Raw genomic sequence first — 16995 nt, forward strand, 5'->3', positions numbered from 1 at the left:
TCCGTCCTAATCTTCGTCACGGTCATGGCGGGTCCAAGCTCCTCTACGAGCGGTGATCTTCGCAATCACCGGACTTACCATGACCGCTTCAGCCTCTCAGCTTTTGCAGAACCTCCCGCACACTACCTCCATGCGATGCCGGATGAGGCATGGTCGGCTTCCGCTGTCAGCACCGCCGACTCGCATGCCTTGCCCCACGGGTATAGCGAACCATCGTGTCATCGAACGCGCCCTCCCTCCAATCACGTTTACTGGTAATTTTGAGCGCCTTGAAGACGGACAAAACGACCGAACTGGTTGGCTCAAGGTGGAGAGCTCTCTGACACTCGATTCAGGACATCTGCGTGAGCAGCCCCCGAAACAAGAGGCTCTAGCCAGACTTGCGCTGGCGTTCGTCGGTCGGCGATGAGATTGCTCGACGCTCAAGACTCCGTCCAAATCCGCCAATCCTGCCTTACATGCGGCGACAACCGATTGGGCATGAAGCAGCTTGACCTTGAACTCGTTCTGTTGCCTGAGTATTTTCGCAAGACTCCAATCGTCCTGCATCAGCTTATTGACGTGTTTGTCGTCCCCACCTCGCGGAGAATGCATGTGAGCTAAACATTGCGCACCGATTCGTGGTCGCGCTGCGCGCCTCTAATCCTCCTCAACGCCGTCCTGTCAAGTTTCCCAATCATCGATGACGCCCTCTGATCGTGGCCCAACTCAGCCACATCGACTTCGGAGTTGTCCGCCTTCCGGAAAGACCGGAATCGCGCCGTCCGCCGCAAACAACCCCAGCTTATCTCGATCCGCTATACCATCGGAGGAGCGCGACAGTCGCACTGGGGTCCGCGAAACGGTCGTTCATCAAGCTAGCTATGTGTGGATCGCCCGGACTTGGTGAGCGCGCAGAGCAGTAGAATATGGTGCAACGTCTACCAGCTGCACGCGTTTGAAAATGCACTCACGGATTATCATTGCCATCTTCGTGTCCCGCCGACGCCGTCTACACCGCCTTTCCGCCGACCACGGCTTCAGTACGTCAGCCGCTACGATCATCTCTCTTCAATTTGCGACACGCATACGAGCGCCGCGTGCGCAGCAGGGGGACGGACCGATTACAAGGTGAACATAGGGATACGAGCGGGCCGTCGAGCTTGCAAGAGCGTCATGAGCCCGTGATCTCACCTACCCTGGTGGTCCACGGTGCCCGGTGACGATCAGCGACGAAAGAGAAGCAGGCCCGGTTCATACTAACAGCGCCTATATATTATGGCTCTACAGCCGCGGCCGCGTCATTCGCCTCACAGTCCGCTGGAGCAACCCACAGTTACCCTTACATTCGCTAGATCTGCATGAGCGCCAACGCAACCGCGGCCGTTACCTTAAATAAGACCCTCGCGCCGCGCCTTGACGACACACTGAGTCCGACTGGACGTTTCCAGCTTTCGCATCGCATTCTTGATATGAAAGTTGACGGTGTTCTCGCTCACTTTCAGAATGACACCGATAGCCCAGGATGACTTCCCCTCCTCGACCCATCGCAAACATTGTCTTTCCCGTGCCGACAGCGCAACCTCTTTCTCATCCGCCATGAATTTCTCCTGGACTCGAGAGAACAGGAGAAGGATCAGCAAATGCAATGCCACTCTGTGGCGCCAGCAAGCATCGGCGAGGCAGGACAAATTCGTCGGTGATTGCCGCGACATTCGCGCGAGACCGCCATCCCGCTGCAGCCCTGTCGATGGGCTTGCGACATGTGTCGTAAACACGACATCAGCATTGCTGACAATCGCGGCTGCCGATGTTGGTGTCCAACTCTATGTAAGGCGGATATAGCTTTCACTAAGCACTCCTCCCCGCCAAGGAGGGGGGGAATTCTTCCTGGGGCCCTAAGACCAGGCTCGCGAACCCAGGTCGTCCATTTGTAACCAAGGCCCCTCTTTTCAGCCTTTAGGCACCCTAATAAACCCCATAGTGAAAGCTTTGCGTTCGGCGCCACTCCTACGCAATTATGCAAATCTGCGCGTCTCAAAAAACTACCAATGCTGGTCATTGATCGGCATTCCCCCAAAAAGATATGAACGGGTGACGTGGGCGCCAATCGAGGATCGGCTTGCAGGATTCAGGAATGCAGCATCAACCACAAGCCGTTCGGCCTATGGCAGGCCGTCAATGCGCACGCCAGTCGCCTGTCGAAATGCTTCGGGCCCAGGTCTGCTCGAATGATGAGCTCTCGTTTCTGATGGAAGCGCATGATGGCCTGTCTGCCACGATCGCCCAGCGCTCAGGATTCAAGGGGCTCTGGGCCTCTGGTTTGTCGATTGCCAGTTCCCTTGGCTATCGCGATGCCAATGAAGCTTCATGGACCCAGATCGTCCAGAGCGTCGAACGCATAGTGGACTCAACCGAGCTACCTGTGCTCGTTGACGGTGACGGCGGCTTTGGCAATTTCAACAATGCTCGCCTTCTCGCACGCAAACTTCATCAGGCTGGCGCGGCGGGCGTCTCGCTTGAGGACAGTTGCTTCCCGAAGCTGAACTCGCTCATTGGTGAACGGCATCCGCTCGCCGATATCCATGAATTCTCCGGTCGTCTGCGGGCTGTCAAGGATGCAGTCGCCGAGCATCTTGTTCTCGTGGCCAGGATCGAAGCGCTGATCGCCGGGCACGGATTGAAAGACGCTCTCTTGCGTGCTCACGCTTATGCCCACGCGGGAGCCGATGCAATCTTGATTCACTCGCGAAAGAGTACCGCGGACGAGATGCTTTCGTTTGTCGCCGAGTGGCGGAACCGGCTGCCTGTCGTGATCGTTCCGACGACCTACTTTCGAACGCCAGTCTCTGCCTATCGCGATGCGCGCATCTCCACAGTCGTCTGGGCCAATCACTCCATGCGTGCTGCGGCAGCTGCAATGCGGCGCGTCTGCGATAGCATCGCAGCTCAAGAGAGCGTTGCGAGCATTGAATCTCATATCGCACCGCTGAGCGAGATATTCGAGCTCCTGAGGTATGACGAACTCGCCGTGGCAGAAAAGCAATATCTGCATCCCCGTTAGTCGATGGTGGCCAGACTCTATCACCTAACGCTTTCTTTATTCAAAACCCGATGCGCCCCTCTCCTCTCGTCGTCTCCCTCCAGTGTCACCCAGTAAGACCGCGACCTAACATCCTGGGCAGCTCCGGACATGGCTAAACATCTGTCGTGCCGCTTAAGTAAGCTCACACGGCGGCTGATGTAGGTGTATGCGTTGATGACAATTCACACCGCCCCCTTCAATATCTGGGATGGTCGGACAAGTCTGCGGCACGCATCACTGAACAGAGGCGTTCACGATGCTTGCGGAGCGACACCCGGGATGAAGAAGGCGAATGAAATGCCTCTGAATGCTCCCAAGCATGCTCTCATTCTCGCCGCTGGAGTGGGCACTCGACTGCGGCCGCTAACGAATCTAAACCCGAAACCGCTCGTCCAAATCCATGGCACGCCCATCCTGCACAACGCGCTACAGAACCTTGGGCGTGTCGGCGTGGAACACGTGACGATTGTTGTCGGGTATCGCAAGGAGGCGATCCAAGAAGCCTGCGGCAGTCGGTTTGGCGGCGTTGCAATCAAATACGTCGAATCCCCCGTTTACGACCGTACTGGAAGCGCCTATTCGCTCTGGCTGGCGCGTGACGCGCTCGTTTCCGGAGACCACTTCCTTCTTGAGGGCGACGTCTTCTTCGAGGAAAATGTATTGCGGCATCTGCTCATCAGTGAAGCGCCCGACGCGGCTGCTGTCGCTCCCTTCGATGAGCTGATGCAGGGATCAGCGGTCCTGTTGTCCGATCTTGGCTTCATTTCAGAATTTCGCCTGAAACAAACAGCGAGAAATCTCATCACGGATGGCCCGCCTCTTTACAAGACGATGAATCTGTTACGCCTGTCCGCGTCTACTCTGCGGACAGAGGTCGTTCCGGCCCTAGACGATATGATCAAGGCCGGCGCTACCCAAGCCTACACTGAGGAGCTTCTTTCCTATCTCGTGGAAAGGCAAGGCTTGCTGCTTGCTGCGGTGAGATGCGATGATCTCAGGTGGTACGAAATCGATGATGCGGAAGATCTGCGCACCGCCGAGCGCATCTTCGCAAGAGGCGATCCGTCGTCTGATCCAACCGCCTGGGGGTGAGGTTCACGACGATCACGGAAGGTTTGAAGCTGCGCCACTTCACAACCTGCGCGGCTGCCTCTGACAAGGGCCGGCCAGCGATGAAGACCCACAAGCTTGATAGAGGTCGCAACCAACGCGGCCGTCTATTGCCTCAGCAAAACGCGAGCGGCTCGTCCCGGCATGACGCGTGAAACGCCGCCCACCAGCAATGTTGGTAGCGAAATAGTTATTTCGCCCTCAGCCCAAACTGCCGATCGACCTCGTGGAGCACCTCACGCGCGGTAGGATGCTGAAGACCACACTTATGATATGCAATGTCCGGCTCGGAAATCCAGAGCAGGCTGACCTCCGGAAGTGCTTCTTTCTTCAGGAAGGAGAAGAATAGATCGACGACATGTTCAATGGTCGCACGCGCCGGCCGCTGGTCGGGAGAGAGCATCGGAAAGGCGGCGCAATTCTGTGAGCGGCCGCATTGCCACTGCACTTTGATGGGTCATGAACCCAGAACGCCGGCGCACCTGCCTGCCAAATCCCCACCCCGAAAGTCCAAAAGAGCCCTGCGACTGAGCCCCGATCGACAGCATCGCACTATCATGAGACGCCAAGACTTCGCCGACCGTACTGACGGTGAGGACGCCACCGCGTTCGCTGCCGAGTGTCATGAGCGCGGAGAGCGAAAATACATCGATCGACCGACGCGTTTGCCAGAAAACGGTTGCCGATGATTCCATCGGCCGAGCTATGCCACGCAGCCGATGAAACGCGCGTCCGACTGGGAAAAATGAGGTATGGCGGGCAAGTCGAAGGTCGATTTTGGACAGCTCGGCGAGATTCGGCGTAACTGCTTCATCTAGCTGGTCAGGACGAAGGCCATCCAGCACGACAATTAGAAATTTCATTCGGCCACATTCCTGCTCCGATTCTCGAGCCTCAACCTACGGGAGCGACGCGCGGCTCTCAAGTTGGCCGGTGGACTGAACTCGCTTCCATCGACCTCTGTCTTTGCCCAAGACGCTGCCCGAACGGCACTGCGGATTGCAATGCAGGATCTGCGCGTCGAGCGCGATCCGCTCCATCCCCGTCCTACTGCGCTCGTGAGCTTCCGGGTGCTCGAGAGCATTTACTACAAGCTCTTTGCGATCGACTATTAACGGGACGGGCGGATTCGGCCGATGTTGGCTGAAAGCATTGAGGCTCTCGACAGCACCACATATCGCGTGTCTCCGCGGAAAGGGGTTCGATTCCACGATGCTCAAGAGTTAACGGCAGAGGACGTCGCGTTACTTTCGGCGGAACGTATGCTGGCAAAAGAGAGTTGTGGCGTTGCCCAGATCAGCTTTCCGTCGATAAGCGCGGCGCGGGCAACCGGCCGACATACTGTCGAGTTCAGCACCAAGGCGCCCGATCCTGTTTTTGTCAAACGACTACCTCATATGGAGCCAGCATCGTCTCGAAATCAGCCTATCTGAAGGCGGCGACATTCGATCAAACGGCCAGGGCTCCCAGCGCGGCGGGGCCTTACAGGGTCGTTGAGGCCGTCGAAAACCGCTACATACGCCTTGAGTTGCACGAAGGGTACTGGGGTGGAAGACCGGCGCCGAAGGGGAACCGAGTTTCGGATGGTGCGGGAGCCGGCGGCACGCGTCGCCGGCCTTCGCGCTGGCGACTTCGATGTCATCCCGACCGTAGCGCCGGACGCCCCGGACAGGCGTGGTTGGAGGCGACACACGTCCTTCCGCACGCTGTTCTATCATTCGACCGCCAACGAGGTGCTGCGGGATCCGGCGCATCAGGCGCGCCATGACTCTGGCGATCGATAGGCAGACCATTATCAATAGTATTTGGCGCAAGCGCATGAGTGTGCCGCTTTCCCATCAAAGCCCTGCTTACGGCGCTCTCTACCATCCAGACTGCCCAATCCCACAGTACAATCCGCAAGGGGCGAAGCGACTTCTTGCCGAAACCAGCTATAATGGGGCAGCAATTCCTTTCAAAACGGTCGGCAACTACTACACGGCCGAGCTTATCGAAACTCAAGCCATCGCTGCAATGTGGCGGGCTGTCGGCTTGAACGTCGATTTCCAGATGAAAGAGAATGGTCCCAAGTCGGCGCCCGTCTGGTCCGCGGTGTGAACAACTCGTCCGATGGGACATAATACCCCGATCCCACAGCATCATTCATCTCGCGCGGGGGGGTCTCAGAGCAATTTCAGAGGGATGGGTATTGGCGGAACGACAGATTTAATGTGCTGGAGACGATTTTGCTAACGGCGCAGGAGCCGGCCCAAAGATGGGGCTACCTATCAAGAGATGCTGGACATATTCGAAGAGATTGATCCACCAGGGACGGTGCTCCGCTCGCTTGGCGAGTTCTTCGGAAAGGCGCCAACATCCAGTGGGCACCGACCCCAACCGGTTTGATGGATTTTCGGCCAGGCGCAATCAACGCCTAGCCGAGAGCGGCTTGGGCCAGACGCAAAAGACTATTGTTTGCTCGGAGACTGGAATCATGGACCAAACCAGTTCGCATGCACTTGAAGCACCTTTGTCCAAACCTTTGAGCAAGGGAATGCCGGGCGCCCAGCCATGGCGGCCGGCAGCCCGTCGCTCCTGAGCATTCCCGGATTGGCGTTGTTCTTGCAGACCGGCCCGAGACACGCGTCCCGGACGCCATTCAGTTCGAGCTGCCGAAGAGTGCGTTTTTCGCGCTTCTCGGCGAAAGCGGCAGCGGAAAGAGCGTGCTGTGTTCGACCATCATGGGAGTAGCAAGTTCCGAGCTGAGATGTCTCGGCGATATTCATATCTAAGGCAGCCTCTTTCTGACGTCGATCGGCGCCGGCGCGCAATGATCTACCAACAACCAAGCCTATATCTTAACCCTGTTCGTAACATTGGATTCCAGCTCGCGGGACTGTCCAGATGAACAGCGGCTTGAGCAAGCGAGAGGCGAGCGAAAGGGCTGCGATGTTGGACTCGATAGTCCCAATGAGACGATAAGAAAATACCCGCACGAGATGTCCGGCGGAATGAATCAGCGCGTCATGATTGCAATGGCGCGCTAGCGATGAAGCCCGACGCTTCTGATCGCAGACGAGACGACCTCGGCTCTCGACGTCACCACGCAAAAGCAGATCCTTGACTTGCTCCAACGGCTCCGCTCAGACATGGCCGTCCGCTTTGTGACCCATGACCTGGGCGTTGCCCTGCAGCAGTCGGATCGCATCGGCGTTCTCTACGTCAGCCAGTTGGTCAGCCGCTGCAGGATGGCTGACGGCTGCGAGGCAAAGACACAGGAACGCTGTCCCCGTCTTTTGATCTTAGATTGCGAAAGCAACCATTCCCGCAGACGTTTGACGCTATCAATCCTCCAACAAGAAAATGCTTCGCAAACAACTTCCGAATCCGATTCTGTGCAAAATCGGTATTCCCGCCGCAGCAAAGTCCGCCTTAAGTCACGGTAATTGTAGATCTCCCGTTTATACGTGACTGTCAGGCCGAGCTCCTCATCGAGGAACGGTTGGTTTGAGCGAGGATCCAGATCGATGATCGCGAGCCTTCGATGTGCGAAGGCAAAGAGGTCAACAACTGCCACTCGCGTCAGGGTCCCGATGGGCCAGGGCCTGAGCGCAACGCGCGAGGTTCCGCTCGGTCACTGACATATCAGTAACCCGTCCGATGAATCCACAAATCCCACACACAGCTAGCCTCCTGCGTGCTCAGCCGGCCCACACGCGGTCGGGCGCGGCCGCCTCTCGATAGACTGGATGTTACAAAAACAACCTGCAGAGCTAAGACCACGTGCAGTCAATGAGGGAGGTTCGCAGGCAACACTTTGGCTCCGCGGACGGGCTCGAGACGCGCGATCTCATATTCCGGGCTAGCTTCCACGGTGCGAGTCAAGTCAAGCCTTGCCCTGGAGGTGAACATCCCGAACGAGCGTCCGAGCCTCACTGGTCATGACTCGTTCGACGAGCCACTTTGGAGGCTCAATGCGTGGTGGAAGGTATAGAGCGCGGTAGAGTCGATCGAGTTCTTCGGCGGTGCGTGGAACGTCTGACGAATCCAACAGTGCGGCCATCCTCCGCATGGGATAGAAGCAAGCCTTGCGCTTTTCTTGAGCGATCAACTCGTCTTGTGACCGACACGTCGCCGATCCGTCCATTAAACGCAGCCAAACGTGGCAGAAGAGAGCGTAGCCATAAAGTTGCGCTCTGGTGTCTAAAGAGAGGGCGGTCTCAGAAGGCAGAATGGGGAACCGCAATTCGCCGATAATATCGCCCCTATCGACCCGCTCTGAGAGATAGTGGACAGTTACCCCAAAGCTCTTGTCGCCGTTGAGTATGGCATGCGTCCGCGCAAAACTGCCGCGAAATTCAGGCAGTGGGCCTGGATGAAGATTGATTCCTCCTCCATCAAACCGTGTGAGGATGTGGGGCGGAAAAATCTTGTTCCATATGACGCTTACGAGAAACGTTCCGAGAGGAGGAACATCGTCTATCGACTCGGAAAACGGTATTCCGAAGCGATCTGCGACTTGCCAAAGCTCCTCACTGGTTTCATGCCGCCACCACGTTTTCTCGTACCGGGAAGCGCCGAAAATGCCCGCGAAGCGGTCTTTGCTGCAGGTCTCGATGGCAAACAGAAGGCAGCGGGTCGCAAGTCCCCTGGTTCCGGCAAATACCACGCCGTTAGTTAAGCTCGACATTTCTCGTCCTTACGACATTGTAATCCCGATTATTGGCCCGCCCTGCTCGTAATCAGCAGCCCGGCGGACGCAGTGACCCCTACGCCGATGGTGAGCACATGCATAAGAGTGCCCGAGGCTTTGATCTTGAATGGCGCGATGTGGAGCAATGATAGCGGTACAAAGACGGCAGCAAGGACGATACTGAGCTCAGGCGGCCCAACATGTGGTCAACTAGCAAGACCGCCGCGAGCGCTGGAAGAGCGTAAAAGGGAGGTCGGCCGGTCGAATAACCGTGATCGTCCAATCCGAAATAGTCAAAATATGCCAGCCGAAGAGCTCCGATCAATATCAGGAACGCTGCGAACACCGCAGCTGCTGGAGACTCCACAAAACACACGATGACAATTGCCGAAATGACTGATCCAAACATGAGGCCCGAGAACGCATCGAGAGCTTTACCGATGGTTTTGATGGCCATCGTTCGGTTCTCGGTTCGACGGGCAATTTCGCCATCCACATCATCAACGATGAGTCCGAGCGCTACTCCCGCCTCATAATGTCCTTTCATACGCGCCCCATCGCTGCGCCAGAACACAGGAGCCCCAAGGCAGTAATGGCATTTGCGCGGTCAGATAGGTATGCGATCATCGAACTTCGATGTTACTCTTTTTGCCGCGAGCGATCGAATTCTCTGCCCTTGCTGGTTGGCAGCCGCAACTGCAACTTAACTTGGACTAGGTCCGAAACATCCGCAAACTACTCGTTCTGATAGGGCCGCCTAATGGTTCCGCGAGCAAAGACGAGACGCGGCTCTTCCCCTTCATCCGATTGGGACGAGGCAGGCTCGAGCCGTCATGCTAGCTTGACGCCATTCTCCTATAGACGCTGCTGTTCGATCGGTTCGAAAGGACCGCGAGCGCGCGCTTGCTGCCCCCCAGGCAACCCGCAAAATGCTGTAGAACGACCCGGTGAATGGCGATCGCGATGACCAAGTCTAGCGTACCAGAAAACCCAACGTGCAGCTCCTAGGCGTGGCGGCATCTGTCATTAGAGCTTTGGTCCGGCGAAGCCGAGATACGTCTCCCCGTTCGGCGCTGCAGACGGACCGCCCAGCTAATCGCCCCTCTCTCGCGCACTACAGCTCTCCAGAATGCGCGCTAGTGTCGAGCTCGGCGTGATCAGCCTACGCTCAGACGCTTGCGATCCTTCATCTAAGGTCGCGGACACTTAGTGACCGTCCGGTTCACGTCGGGCTCGCTGTCAGGCCGATCGGCCGACTTCTTCAACGGCCTGGACTGAAGAGGAATGGCGCAAAGGACGCCGTAGATAATCGGAAGGTCGTGATCAACCCGCCCCGTCTCCAATACCCGTCCGCTCCGAAGACTGAGAGCGGCGAACTTCCACGACAGATGCTGTTTAGACCAGAGCTACACCCGACGAAGGCAATGAACATTACATTTGCGGCGAGTAAGTGAGTCGCCAGCATAAGCGAATGTCGCCGCTGAGAGAATAACACATGGCGAGTTGACAGGGCATATCCTCTCACTAAACGATCCAGCAAACAGCCGTACTGCGAGCTGTGACGGGCCGAAGAGCGTGGAAACCAAGGCTGTCTCCTGCAGGTCTAAGCCGAGCTGAGTAATGCTGAACAAGCGCGCTAGGGACGGTCATTGCTGACCGCTCCCCGCCCAAATCCGTGCAGGCGGAATTCCCGCACACGGCTCCCACCTCGGGTGCATGACGGCGAAACGTTTGTCAGGATACGGGTGAAGGATGCGCGGTTGAGGGAGCCAGTCGGCGGCTAACCTGTGCATTCGTTGCCATGAGAAGCGGTCCTTCTGGCCGCGCCGCCGCAGCGTGCGCAACCAGATGCGCGTCACATGATAATAGAATGCTCCCAGTGCGCGGCCGTTGGTCGGCACGGCATGGTAGGCGAAGAAGCCTCTGACCACTTGCTTGAGCCACGCCCCTTGCTCGGGGATAGGTTCGTGCATGCGCCGTCGCAATTCCTCCTTGACCCTCTTGAGCGTTGCCCGCATGCGATCGCGCCGTGTTGTTCTTTTGACAAGGAACTGGCCACGGCGGTTGCGTTCACAGATGAAGGTAAAGCCAAGAAAGTTGAAGGTCTCCGGTTTTCCGAGCCCGCGGTGAGCGCGTCGTTCCGCCGCAAAGCGGCCGAACTCGATCAGGCGGGTCTTGTCCGGATTGAGCGACAGCGAGAACTCCTCGAACCGCTTGCGCATATCGTCCCAGAAGCGCCGGGCGTCCGCCTCGTGCTCGAAGCCGACGACAATGTCATCAGCATACCGCATGAGGATCATGTCACCCGTGGCCTCGTGCCGTCGCCAGCGCGCGGCCCAGAGGTCGAACACCTAGTGCAGGTAGACGTTGGCGAGCAGCGGTGAGATGACCGATCCCTGCCCCGTCCCCTTTTCACTGACCGTGACAACTCCGTTCTCTAGGACACCCGCCTTCAACCACTTCTGGATTAGGCGGATAATGCGCAGATCGCCGATGCGGTGCCTCACAAATCGCACCAGCCAGTCTTTGCTGACTGAGTCAAAAAAAGGAGGCCACATCTGCGTCAAAAATGAAGTTCACTCGCCTGCTCGTGATCCCGACGAACAGCGCATCCAGCGCATTGTGCTGACCTCGCTTGGGTCGGAACCCGTAGCTGAACCCGAGAAAGTCTTCCTCGTAGACGGCGTTCAGCACAGCCGCAGTCGCTCTCTGGATGATCTTGTCCTCGAGCGCCGCAACCGCCAGCGGACGCTGTTTCCCATCAGCCTTCGGTATGTACGTCCGGCGCGATGGCAGTGCCCGGTACGCTCCCCGATGAACCCGCTCGTGCAGATCAGTGAGGTTTCGGTCAAGGTCTGCTTCGTAGGTCGGCCACGTCAGTCCATCCACCCCAGAGGCGGCATCGCGTTTGAGCGCGAAGAACGCCATCCGGAGGCAGTCGATGCTGATGTGGTGGAGGAGTGCGGTGAACCTCTCCTTCTTCCGTTGCCTTGCGGCTTGCCGTACGCGTTCCAGCGCCTGTGTCACGCGCTCCCGTCCCTGTGTCCGGTGCGTGCTTTGCTGGCGCGCGTTCCCCTTGGCCCCCGCCCTTGGCTCCACCGGCTCCGCTGCGGTCGGGACCGCTTTGTTCGTCGGCTTCACAGCTACTATGGCAGAGTCTGACTTCTCGCGACCGTGCATCATCGGCTTCGGCTCCTCGCCTTCCCGATGCGGACCGGCGGCTGTTGCCGAGCGGTCGATCGCGAGATCTCCCGGTTCCCATGCAAGGAGCGTCTGCACATGCCAGGGTCTCTGACCACGCCGGGTCGTCCTGGCGCTCGCGATGACGCGCCCGGATGTGTTGCCTTCCGCCATTTGCACGGCGTGGGCACCCGGAATAGGACTCTTTCGCGGCTCGATGGCTGGCCTATGCGCTCCCCTGTCAACGCTTCGCCGACACCCTCGCGGGCAACTGCGCATGACTCGGGGCCGATGTGGATCGCTACTCCTTCATCTTAAGAGACTTGCACTCTCTACTCCTTGCCGGTCTCCCGGCGCTTCGCAAATGTCGTCAGCGAGAAGCCTGCCGTCATGAGGACGAGGTCAATCAGCTTGCAAGAGGGCTGGTCTTGCGAGCCACAGACCGTGTTCTGATCTCCAAGCCTTGCGGAGGACTTCCCGTGAGCCAATTGGATCGAAGCAGGGCGAGGATAACATTGCAGCTTCGCTAGATTCAACCCACTTGCCTCCAGCATATCGAAGTGAGCAACAACGAGGTCAACGCCAGAACAGCGCTGACGAGAAACCGGCGATCAATGTCAACAGAGCCATTTGCCGCTTCGCATGAACCGCATCTCGCGGTACGAAAAAGAAAGTTGCATGCCGGACAGGGCGATTGCAAAAACGATCCCACTCCAAGAAGTTGCCGCAATTCCCAGGCTAGCAGCTCCAACGAATGAGGCGACTTTCATTATCTTGCCTGCGCCGGCTCGGTCCATGAGGCGACCGCCCAGCGACATCACCGCACTGGCAAGCAAAGCGAAGGAGGTTCAAGCGAGCAGCCACTCCTCTGTGACTGCCAGGTCACGGGAAGCCTCTTTTGCAATGGCCGCCACGCAATAATAAAGTGTGCTATAGCTGATAACTCCTGCACCGCCCAGTGCCGCAACGAACAGCCTATCATTCTTCCGGACGGGCCGCGATCTTCCCGATTCGGTTCGCATATCGCCGAGTGCCCTCAACTACTACGGATCACGCAATAGGCTCTGTTCGCCTCCGATTTTGCCCGATCAGTTTCATTCCAGCGATGATGAATTACACGACTACGTGGCAGATGACTTTCGACCGCCGTTTGGTGGCGTGAATTGTGGCGTCTCGGCCACTCGCCTTCCCAAGCACACACATCGAGCGGCGCACGCTTGCATTTTGAGGCGGCCAAGTACGGTTCAATCAGCTTGGCCCCGCCCATCAAGAGTATGCGAGCGTGGACTGGGCCGAATTGCTGTCGAAGACGATGCTTCCTGAGTATCTGCAGTTTGCTCGCGGCTGTCTTTAGAGGACCGCTTAGCGAAGACTCGCACATTTTACGCCATAGGTGTGATTTGCTCGGGTACGCGTGGCGCGCCAACTCGCTCGTCCGAATTGCCGCCTAAAGGTGAGGCCGCTGTACTTGGCCGCGGACGCGCCCAAGTAAACCACGCCTGTCAAAAAGCCGTCGCGAAGCGTCCCTTCGAACTCGTAGTCTAAGGCCAAAGGATTTCCCGGCAATTGTGACACCAGCTTCAATTTCGGTCCAACTATCTGGCCTCGGCAGTTACTCGAGACATCGGCGCCGATGTGCTTGCCCATAATATTTTGGCCTTCCTGTAGCAGAACGAACGCGTGTACAGTGCTACCATGTAGAAAGTCGATAAAGACCTGCCATGCTCCTGCTAAGTCCTCAAAGTCCTCGTGGGGTGGTGCGGCTGGCGGAACAAAAGGCTCTGAAATGGCATGAGCGATTGAACGGCCAACGATCTCGGCTTCGACTTTGGTGAGATTGGTCGGATCGACGACGATCCGTTGCGGTGCCTGCCAACCGTCGTGCAACACAATGCGCGGACGCCCGCCAGCCAGCTTCTTGGCGATCAGGTCGGCGCTTACTGGGAATACTTTAGCCGGCCAAGAAACCGCTATTCGTGGATTGCAGAATGCAGAGTCTGGTTCTATCTCTTCGACAGAGAGGCCAGGTACGCTCAAAAATTTGCGCTTCATTATCGCTATACAGTCGCGCCATCTTTCCATTGCGCGAGTGGCACCTCCCTGAACCCATTGCTCCAACGCAACGAAAGCGCCAATGATCTCGTCTTTGCCAACCTTCATTGACCGGCCAAACGATTGGCCAGGAGGCCCATTCAGGTACGCCGCTCTGCATAATCTTTGGGAGCCAAGTAAGAAGCCGGTAGATTGCGGTCCGCTGATATAGTTGCCACCTGAATGAATCAGCAGATCGGCCCCATTTTGAAGCCAGACGTTTGGAAATTTGGGGGCTTGTCCGGCCGCGTCTACAATCAGCGGAATTCCAAGTTGCTTGGTGCGCAGAGCGATTTCTTCAAAGGGCAAGACCGACTTTGGAATATCTGAGGCAACAACGCATATTGCTGCGACGTCCTCAATTGGAAGCTGGTCCAAGTCTGAGGCACGGCCGATAGGAAGCACCATACAACCGACTGCTCGTATTGCATGCTCGTAAGCTATCCGCTGATCAGCCGCCACAACTACCGTTTTCTCGCCTCGTAACGGAAGCTTGAGCATCTTTTCTGGATCGTTGCCGGCGACGCACGCTGCAACAGCCTGGCTTACTGCTGCTGCACTTCCAGCGGTCACTAGCCCCCATTCGGCACCGGTGAGCGCAGCTAATTTCCGTCCAACCGCTTCCGCCAGTTCGTCGATAACGACAAAACTCTGACCCGACGCTTCCATTGCAGCGAGCACCGATCGCGCTGGATTGCATCCGCCGTAGGAGGTGCGCACACCGGTACAATTAATGATCGGTTCAACGCCAAGGTCACGGAATACTTGTCCTGGGGCAGGGCTGTCATGTAACGTGCCATCGCAATCAGTATTCAAGCTCATGTAAGGCCCCCCTCTAACGCTTTAACGAAGGCCGGAGCGGATCGCATTTATGACGTCTGGGAAGAACCACGAGAACACCCGAGCCCACACACGTCTTGACTCCTGCTCGGCCAACACTCGCTTTCCAAGGAGGGTAGCTGCAGTCAATCTCCATAATCTTCTTCCCCAGATCAACGAGGACTGCGGGTACCGGCCGAAGTCGTGATCTCGACCATGCGATAGCGAAGCGAAATGCCGCTTTCCCCTTACCGCACCACCCATGACGGTTATCCCGGGCTTGTGCCAGCCAACAGCTTCTCGGCCACTTGCCGGCAATCTGCGGCTTGGTGTGAGCATCGAGCTCAATTTCGCGCGAACTCTCAATGACCGCCTCTGGATGATTGCCGGAAAGAGCGTCTTTAAACGCTTGAGCGCGTTAACGAACAAGCCACCGAACATGCCGCTCTGTTCCCGGGCAACCCAGTTGCCACGACGATTTCTGCCAACGAAAACGATCGACGCTACGGGATGCGGCTGCACGGAGTATATGCCAACAATCCAATTCAACCAAAGCGATCGAACGGTATGCTCCCATGACAACTGCCCGCCCCTTGAAGATATTCAAAGATGTCAGCCCGCAGATGGAGAATAAGCAGTCGATCGCGGCAACAGAACTCCTTCGCATACAGCTCGCTGGCTCTAGAGCGAAGCCCCTTATTTGGGTAGTTGATCATCACCAGACCAGCATTCCACTCGCAGGCTTCGACATGGCAGCTCGGATGTGGCACTATGATCCCCTGGACATGTGCGCAGTCCTCTAGGAGACGCTGCCTTCTCTGGCCTGCTTATCTCCATCGTCTGAGAAATGGCAGCCTTTCCTCCCAAGAGATTCGCAGCACTCTTCTCAGAGTGCCGGGATCATTTCGAGAGGCTTTCCGCTTACCCTGATTCTCGCAGGGAACTCCCACGAGGTCTCTGTGTTCACAGCGGCTCTCGAGGCAGCTTTGCTGTAATCGCGTTCAACCAAACGAATACGGGTCATGACCGCATTGCCGCTGGCATGCTATTTATCTGGCCCACCTGGCCCTGAGGGTGCGACATTGAGCGGTTCATCGCGATCGCCTTTAGCGTGAGTTGATGACTAGCGTGGAGAGACAGGCTGGCGTGACAGACGGAACGTCAACAGATTCGGGTGATCAGATGCAGGCCGGCGTCGATACGCACGCATTCTCCCGTCATGCTGCTGGATTCCGCGCTAGCGAGGAAGTAGATGAGATGTGCTATATCTTCTGCTGTAGACACAAGCTTGAGGGGTGAGCTCGCCTTGACGGCATCGCGCACCTCTCGGGCAGCCGTCTCGCCGCGCGCTTTTGCGAACCACGGCGTGTCAATATAGTCCGGACAAATTGTGTTGATGCGAATAGAAGGTGCTAGCGCCCTTGCCAGTGGCAGTGTCATGGCATTCAGCGCTCCCTTGCTTGCCGAGTATGCGATCGATGAGCTGGGACCGCTGATAGCTGCGACCGAGGAGACGTTCACAATTGCGGCCGAGCGCTTGCTAACCTTAGCGCCAGCTTCGAGCAGCGATCGCGCCGCACGGATCATTTGGAATGCCCCGATCGTATTGACGGCATAGATGCGTTGAAACTCTTCCGCGGAGAGTCCGGCGAGATCGTGATGCGGCACATGCTTCGTCGTAGCGGCATTGTTGACGAGCACGTCGAGCCGCCCCCAACTGGCCGCCGCCGCGACGATCTTACGACAATCGTCATCGCGCGAGACATCGCCCTGCACAACCAACACCTCGGCTGCGCCCGCCTTCCGGCAGGCTTCGGCGGTGGCATCGGCTTCCTTCTGGCTCTTAGAGTAGTTCAGCAGGATGCGGGCCCCGCCTTTGGCCCAGAGGGCGGCGGTCGCCGCTCCGAGTCCCGAGGCTGAACCCGTTATGATCGCGCACAATGGATGCTTCGACATCAATCCTCCTTTTCCGGATCTTAACGGTGTGCGACGCTTGGCGCCGACAAACACCCGCGAAACCTACAAAACTCCATCGCCGACACCAGACACGCCCATCCGC

Annotated in this window: 14 protein-coding genes; 5 read left to right on the forward strand and 9 right to left on the reverse strand. The window is 57.4% G+C overall.

The genetic code is table 11. The annotated features are described in order from the left end of the window. Nucleotides 1–1370 precede the first annotated feature (1370 nt). Complete coding sequence (locus EAV90_RS27485) at nucleotides 1371–1580, reverse strand: response regulator transcription factor (protein WP_129145239.1); 210 nt, start codon at nucleotides 1578–1580, stop codon at nucleotides 1371–1373. 605 nt (nucleotides 1581–2185) lie between these two features. Here EAV90_RS27485 and aepX point away from each other — a divergent pair. Both aepX and EAV90_RS27495 read left to right on the forward strand, forming a co-directional pair. Then, nucleotides 2186–3043, forward strand: a complete 858-nt coding sequence (gene aepX / locus EAV90_RS27490) for a phosphoenolpyruvate mutase (RefSeq protein WP_129145276.1) — start codon at nucleotides 2186–2188, stop codon at nucleotides 3041–3043. Between the two features lie 318 nt (nucleotides 3044–3361). Further along, a complete protein-coding gene (locus tag EAV90_RS27495; protein WP_129145277.1) occupies nucleotides 3362–4156 on the forward strand; it encodes a phosphocholine cytidylyltransferase family protein in 795 nt (264 codons plus the stop codon). 380 nt (nucleotides 4157–4536) lie between these two features. On the opposite strand, the gene EAV90_RS27500 is transcribed toward EAV90_RS27495, so the two are convergent. After that, nucleotides 4537–5037 carry a hypothetical protein gene (locus tag EAV90_RS27500; protein ID WP_129145240.1) on the reverse strand — a complete coding sequence of 167 codons (501 nt, stop codon included), beginning with the start codon at nucleotides 5035–5037 and terminating at the stop codon, nucleotides 4537–4539. Between the two features lie 273 nt (nucleotides 5038–5310). On the opposite strand from EAV90_RS27500, the gene EAV90_RS27505 reads away from it, so the two are divergent. From EAV90_RS27505 to EAV90_RS41810, 3 genes are all read left to right on the forward strand, one after another. After that, complete coding sequence (locus tag EAV90_RS27505) at nucleotides 5311–5607, forward strand: ABC transporter substrate-binding protein (RefSeq protein ID WP_129145241.1); 297 nt, start codon at nucleotides 5311–5313, stop codon at nucleotides 5605–5607. 331 nt (nucleotides 5608–5938) lie between these two features. Continuing rightward, complete coding sequence (locus EAV90_RS27515) at nucleotides 5939–6271, forward strand: ABC transporter substrate-binding protein (RefSeq protein WP_129145243.1); 333 nt, start codon at nucleotides 5939–5941, stop codon at nucleotides 6269–6271. Nucleotides 6272–6810: 539 nt separating this feature from the next. Continuing rightward, nucleotides 6811–6945, forward strand: coding sequence for an ATP-binding cassette domain-containing protein (locus EAV90_RS41810; protein WP_430644752.1), 135 nt, complete (start codon nucleotides 6811–6813; stop codon nucleotides 6943–6945). A gap of 425 nt (nucleotides 6946–7370) precedes the next feature. On the opposite strand, the gene EAV90_RS41815 is transcribed toward EAV90_RS41810, so the two are convergent. From EAV90_RS41815 to EAV90_RS27560, 7 genes are all read right to left on the reverse strand, one after another. Next, nucleotides 7371–7730, reverse strand: coding sequence for a hypothetical protein (locus EAV90_RS41815; protein WP_164937126.1), 360 nt, complete (start codon nucleotides 7728–7730; stop codon nucleotides 7371–7373). A gap of 309 nt (nucleotides 7731–8039) precedes the next feature. Further along, the gene (locus EAV90_RS27530) at nucleotides 8040–8843 is read right to left on the reverse strand and encodes a formyl transferase (protein WP_129145244.1); all 804 of its coding nucleotides are present in this window, start codon (nucleotides 8841–8843) and stop codon (nucleotides 8040–8042) included. Between the two features lie 79 nt (nucleotides 8844–8922). After that, nucleotides 8923–9393: a CDP-alcohol phosphatidyltransferase family protein gene (locus EAV90_RS27535; RefSeq protein ID WP_129145245.1), complete on the reverse strand. Its 471-nt coding sequence runs from the start codon at nucleotides 9391–9393 to the stop codon at nucleotides 8923–8925. Between the two features lie 1099 nt (nucleotides 9394–10492). Next, a complete protein-coding gene (locus tag EAV90_RS41495) occupies nucleotides 10493–11146 on the reverse strand; it encodes a reverse transcriptase domain-containing protein (RefSeq protein ID WP_347338817.1) in 654 nt (217 codons plus the stop codon). A gap of 238 nt (nucleotides 11147–11384) precedes the next feature. Beyond that, on the reverse strand, nucleotides 11385–12125 hold the full coding sequence (locus EAV90_RS41500; protein ID WP_347338818.1) for a hypothetical protein: 741 nt from the start codon (nucleotides 12123–12125) through the stop codon (nucleotides 11385–11387). Between the two features lie 1263 nt (nucleotides 12126–13388). Continuing rightward, entirely contained in the window at nucleotides 13389–14939 is a 1551-nt protein-coding gene (locus tag EAV90_RS27550; RefSeq protein WP_129145246.1) for a hypothetical protein, read from the reverse strand. Nucleotides 14940–16097: 1158 nt separating this feature from the next. Next, the gene (locus tag EAV90_RS27560; protein ID WP_129145247.1) at nucleotides 16098–16892 is read right to left on the reverse strand and encodes an SDR family NAD(P)-dependent oxidoreductase; all 795 of its coding nucleotides are present in this window, start codon (nucleotides 16890–16892) and stop codon (nucleotides 16098–16100) included. Nucleotides 16893–16995: the final 103 nt, after the last annotated feature.

It is taken from the genome of Bradyrhizobium vignae (genome assembly GCF_004114425.1).
GTDB lineage: Bacteria > Pseudomonadota > Alphaproteobacteria > Rhizobiales > Xanthobacteraceae > Bradyrhizobium > Bradyrhizobium vignae.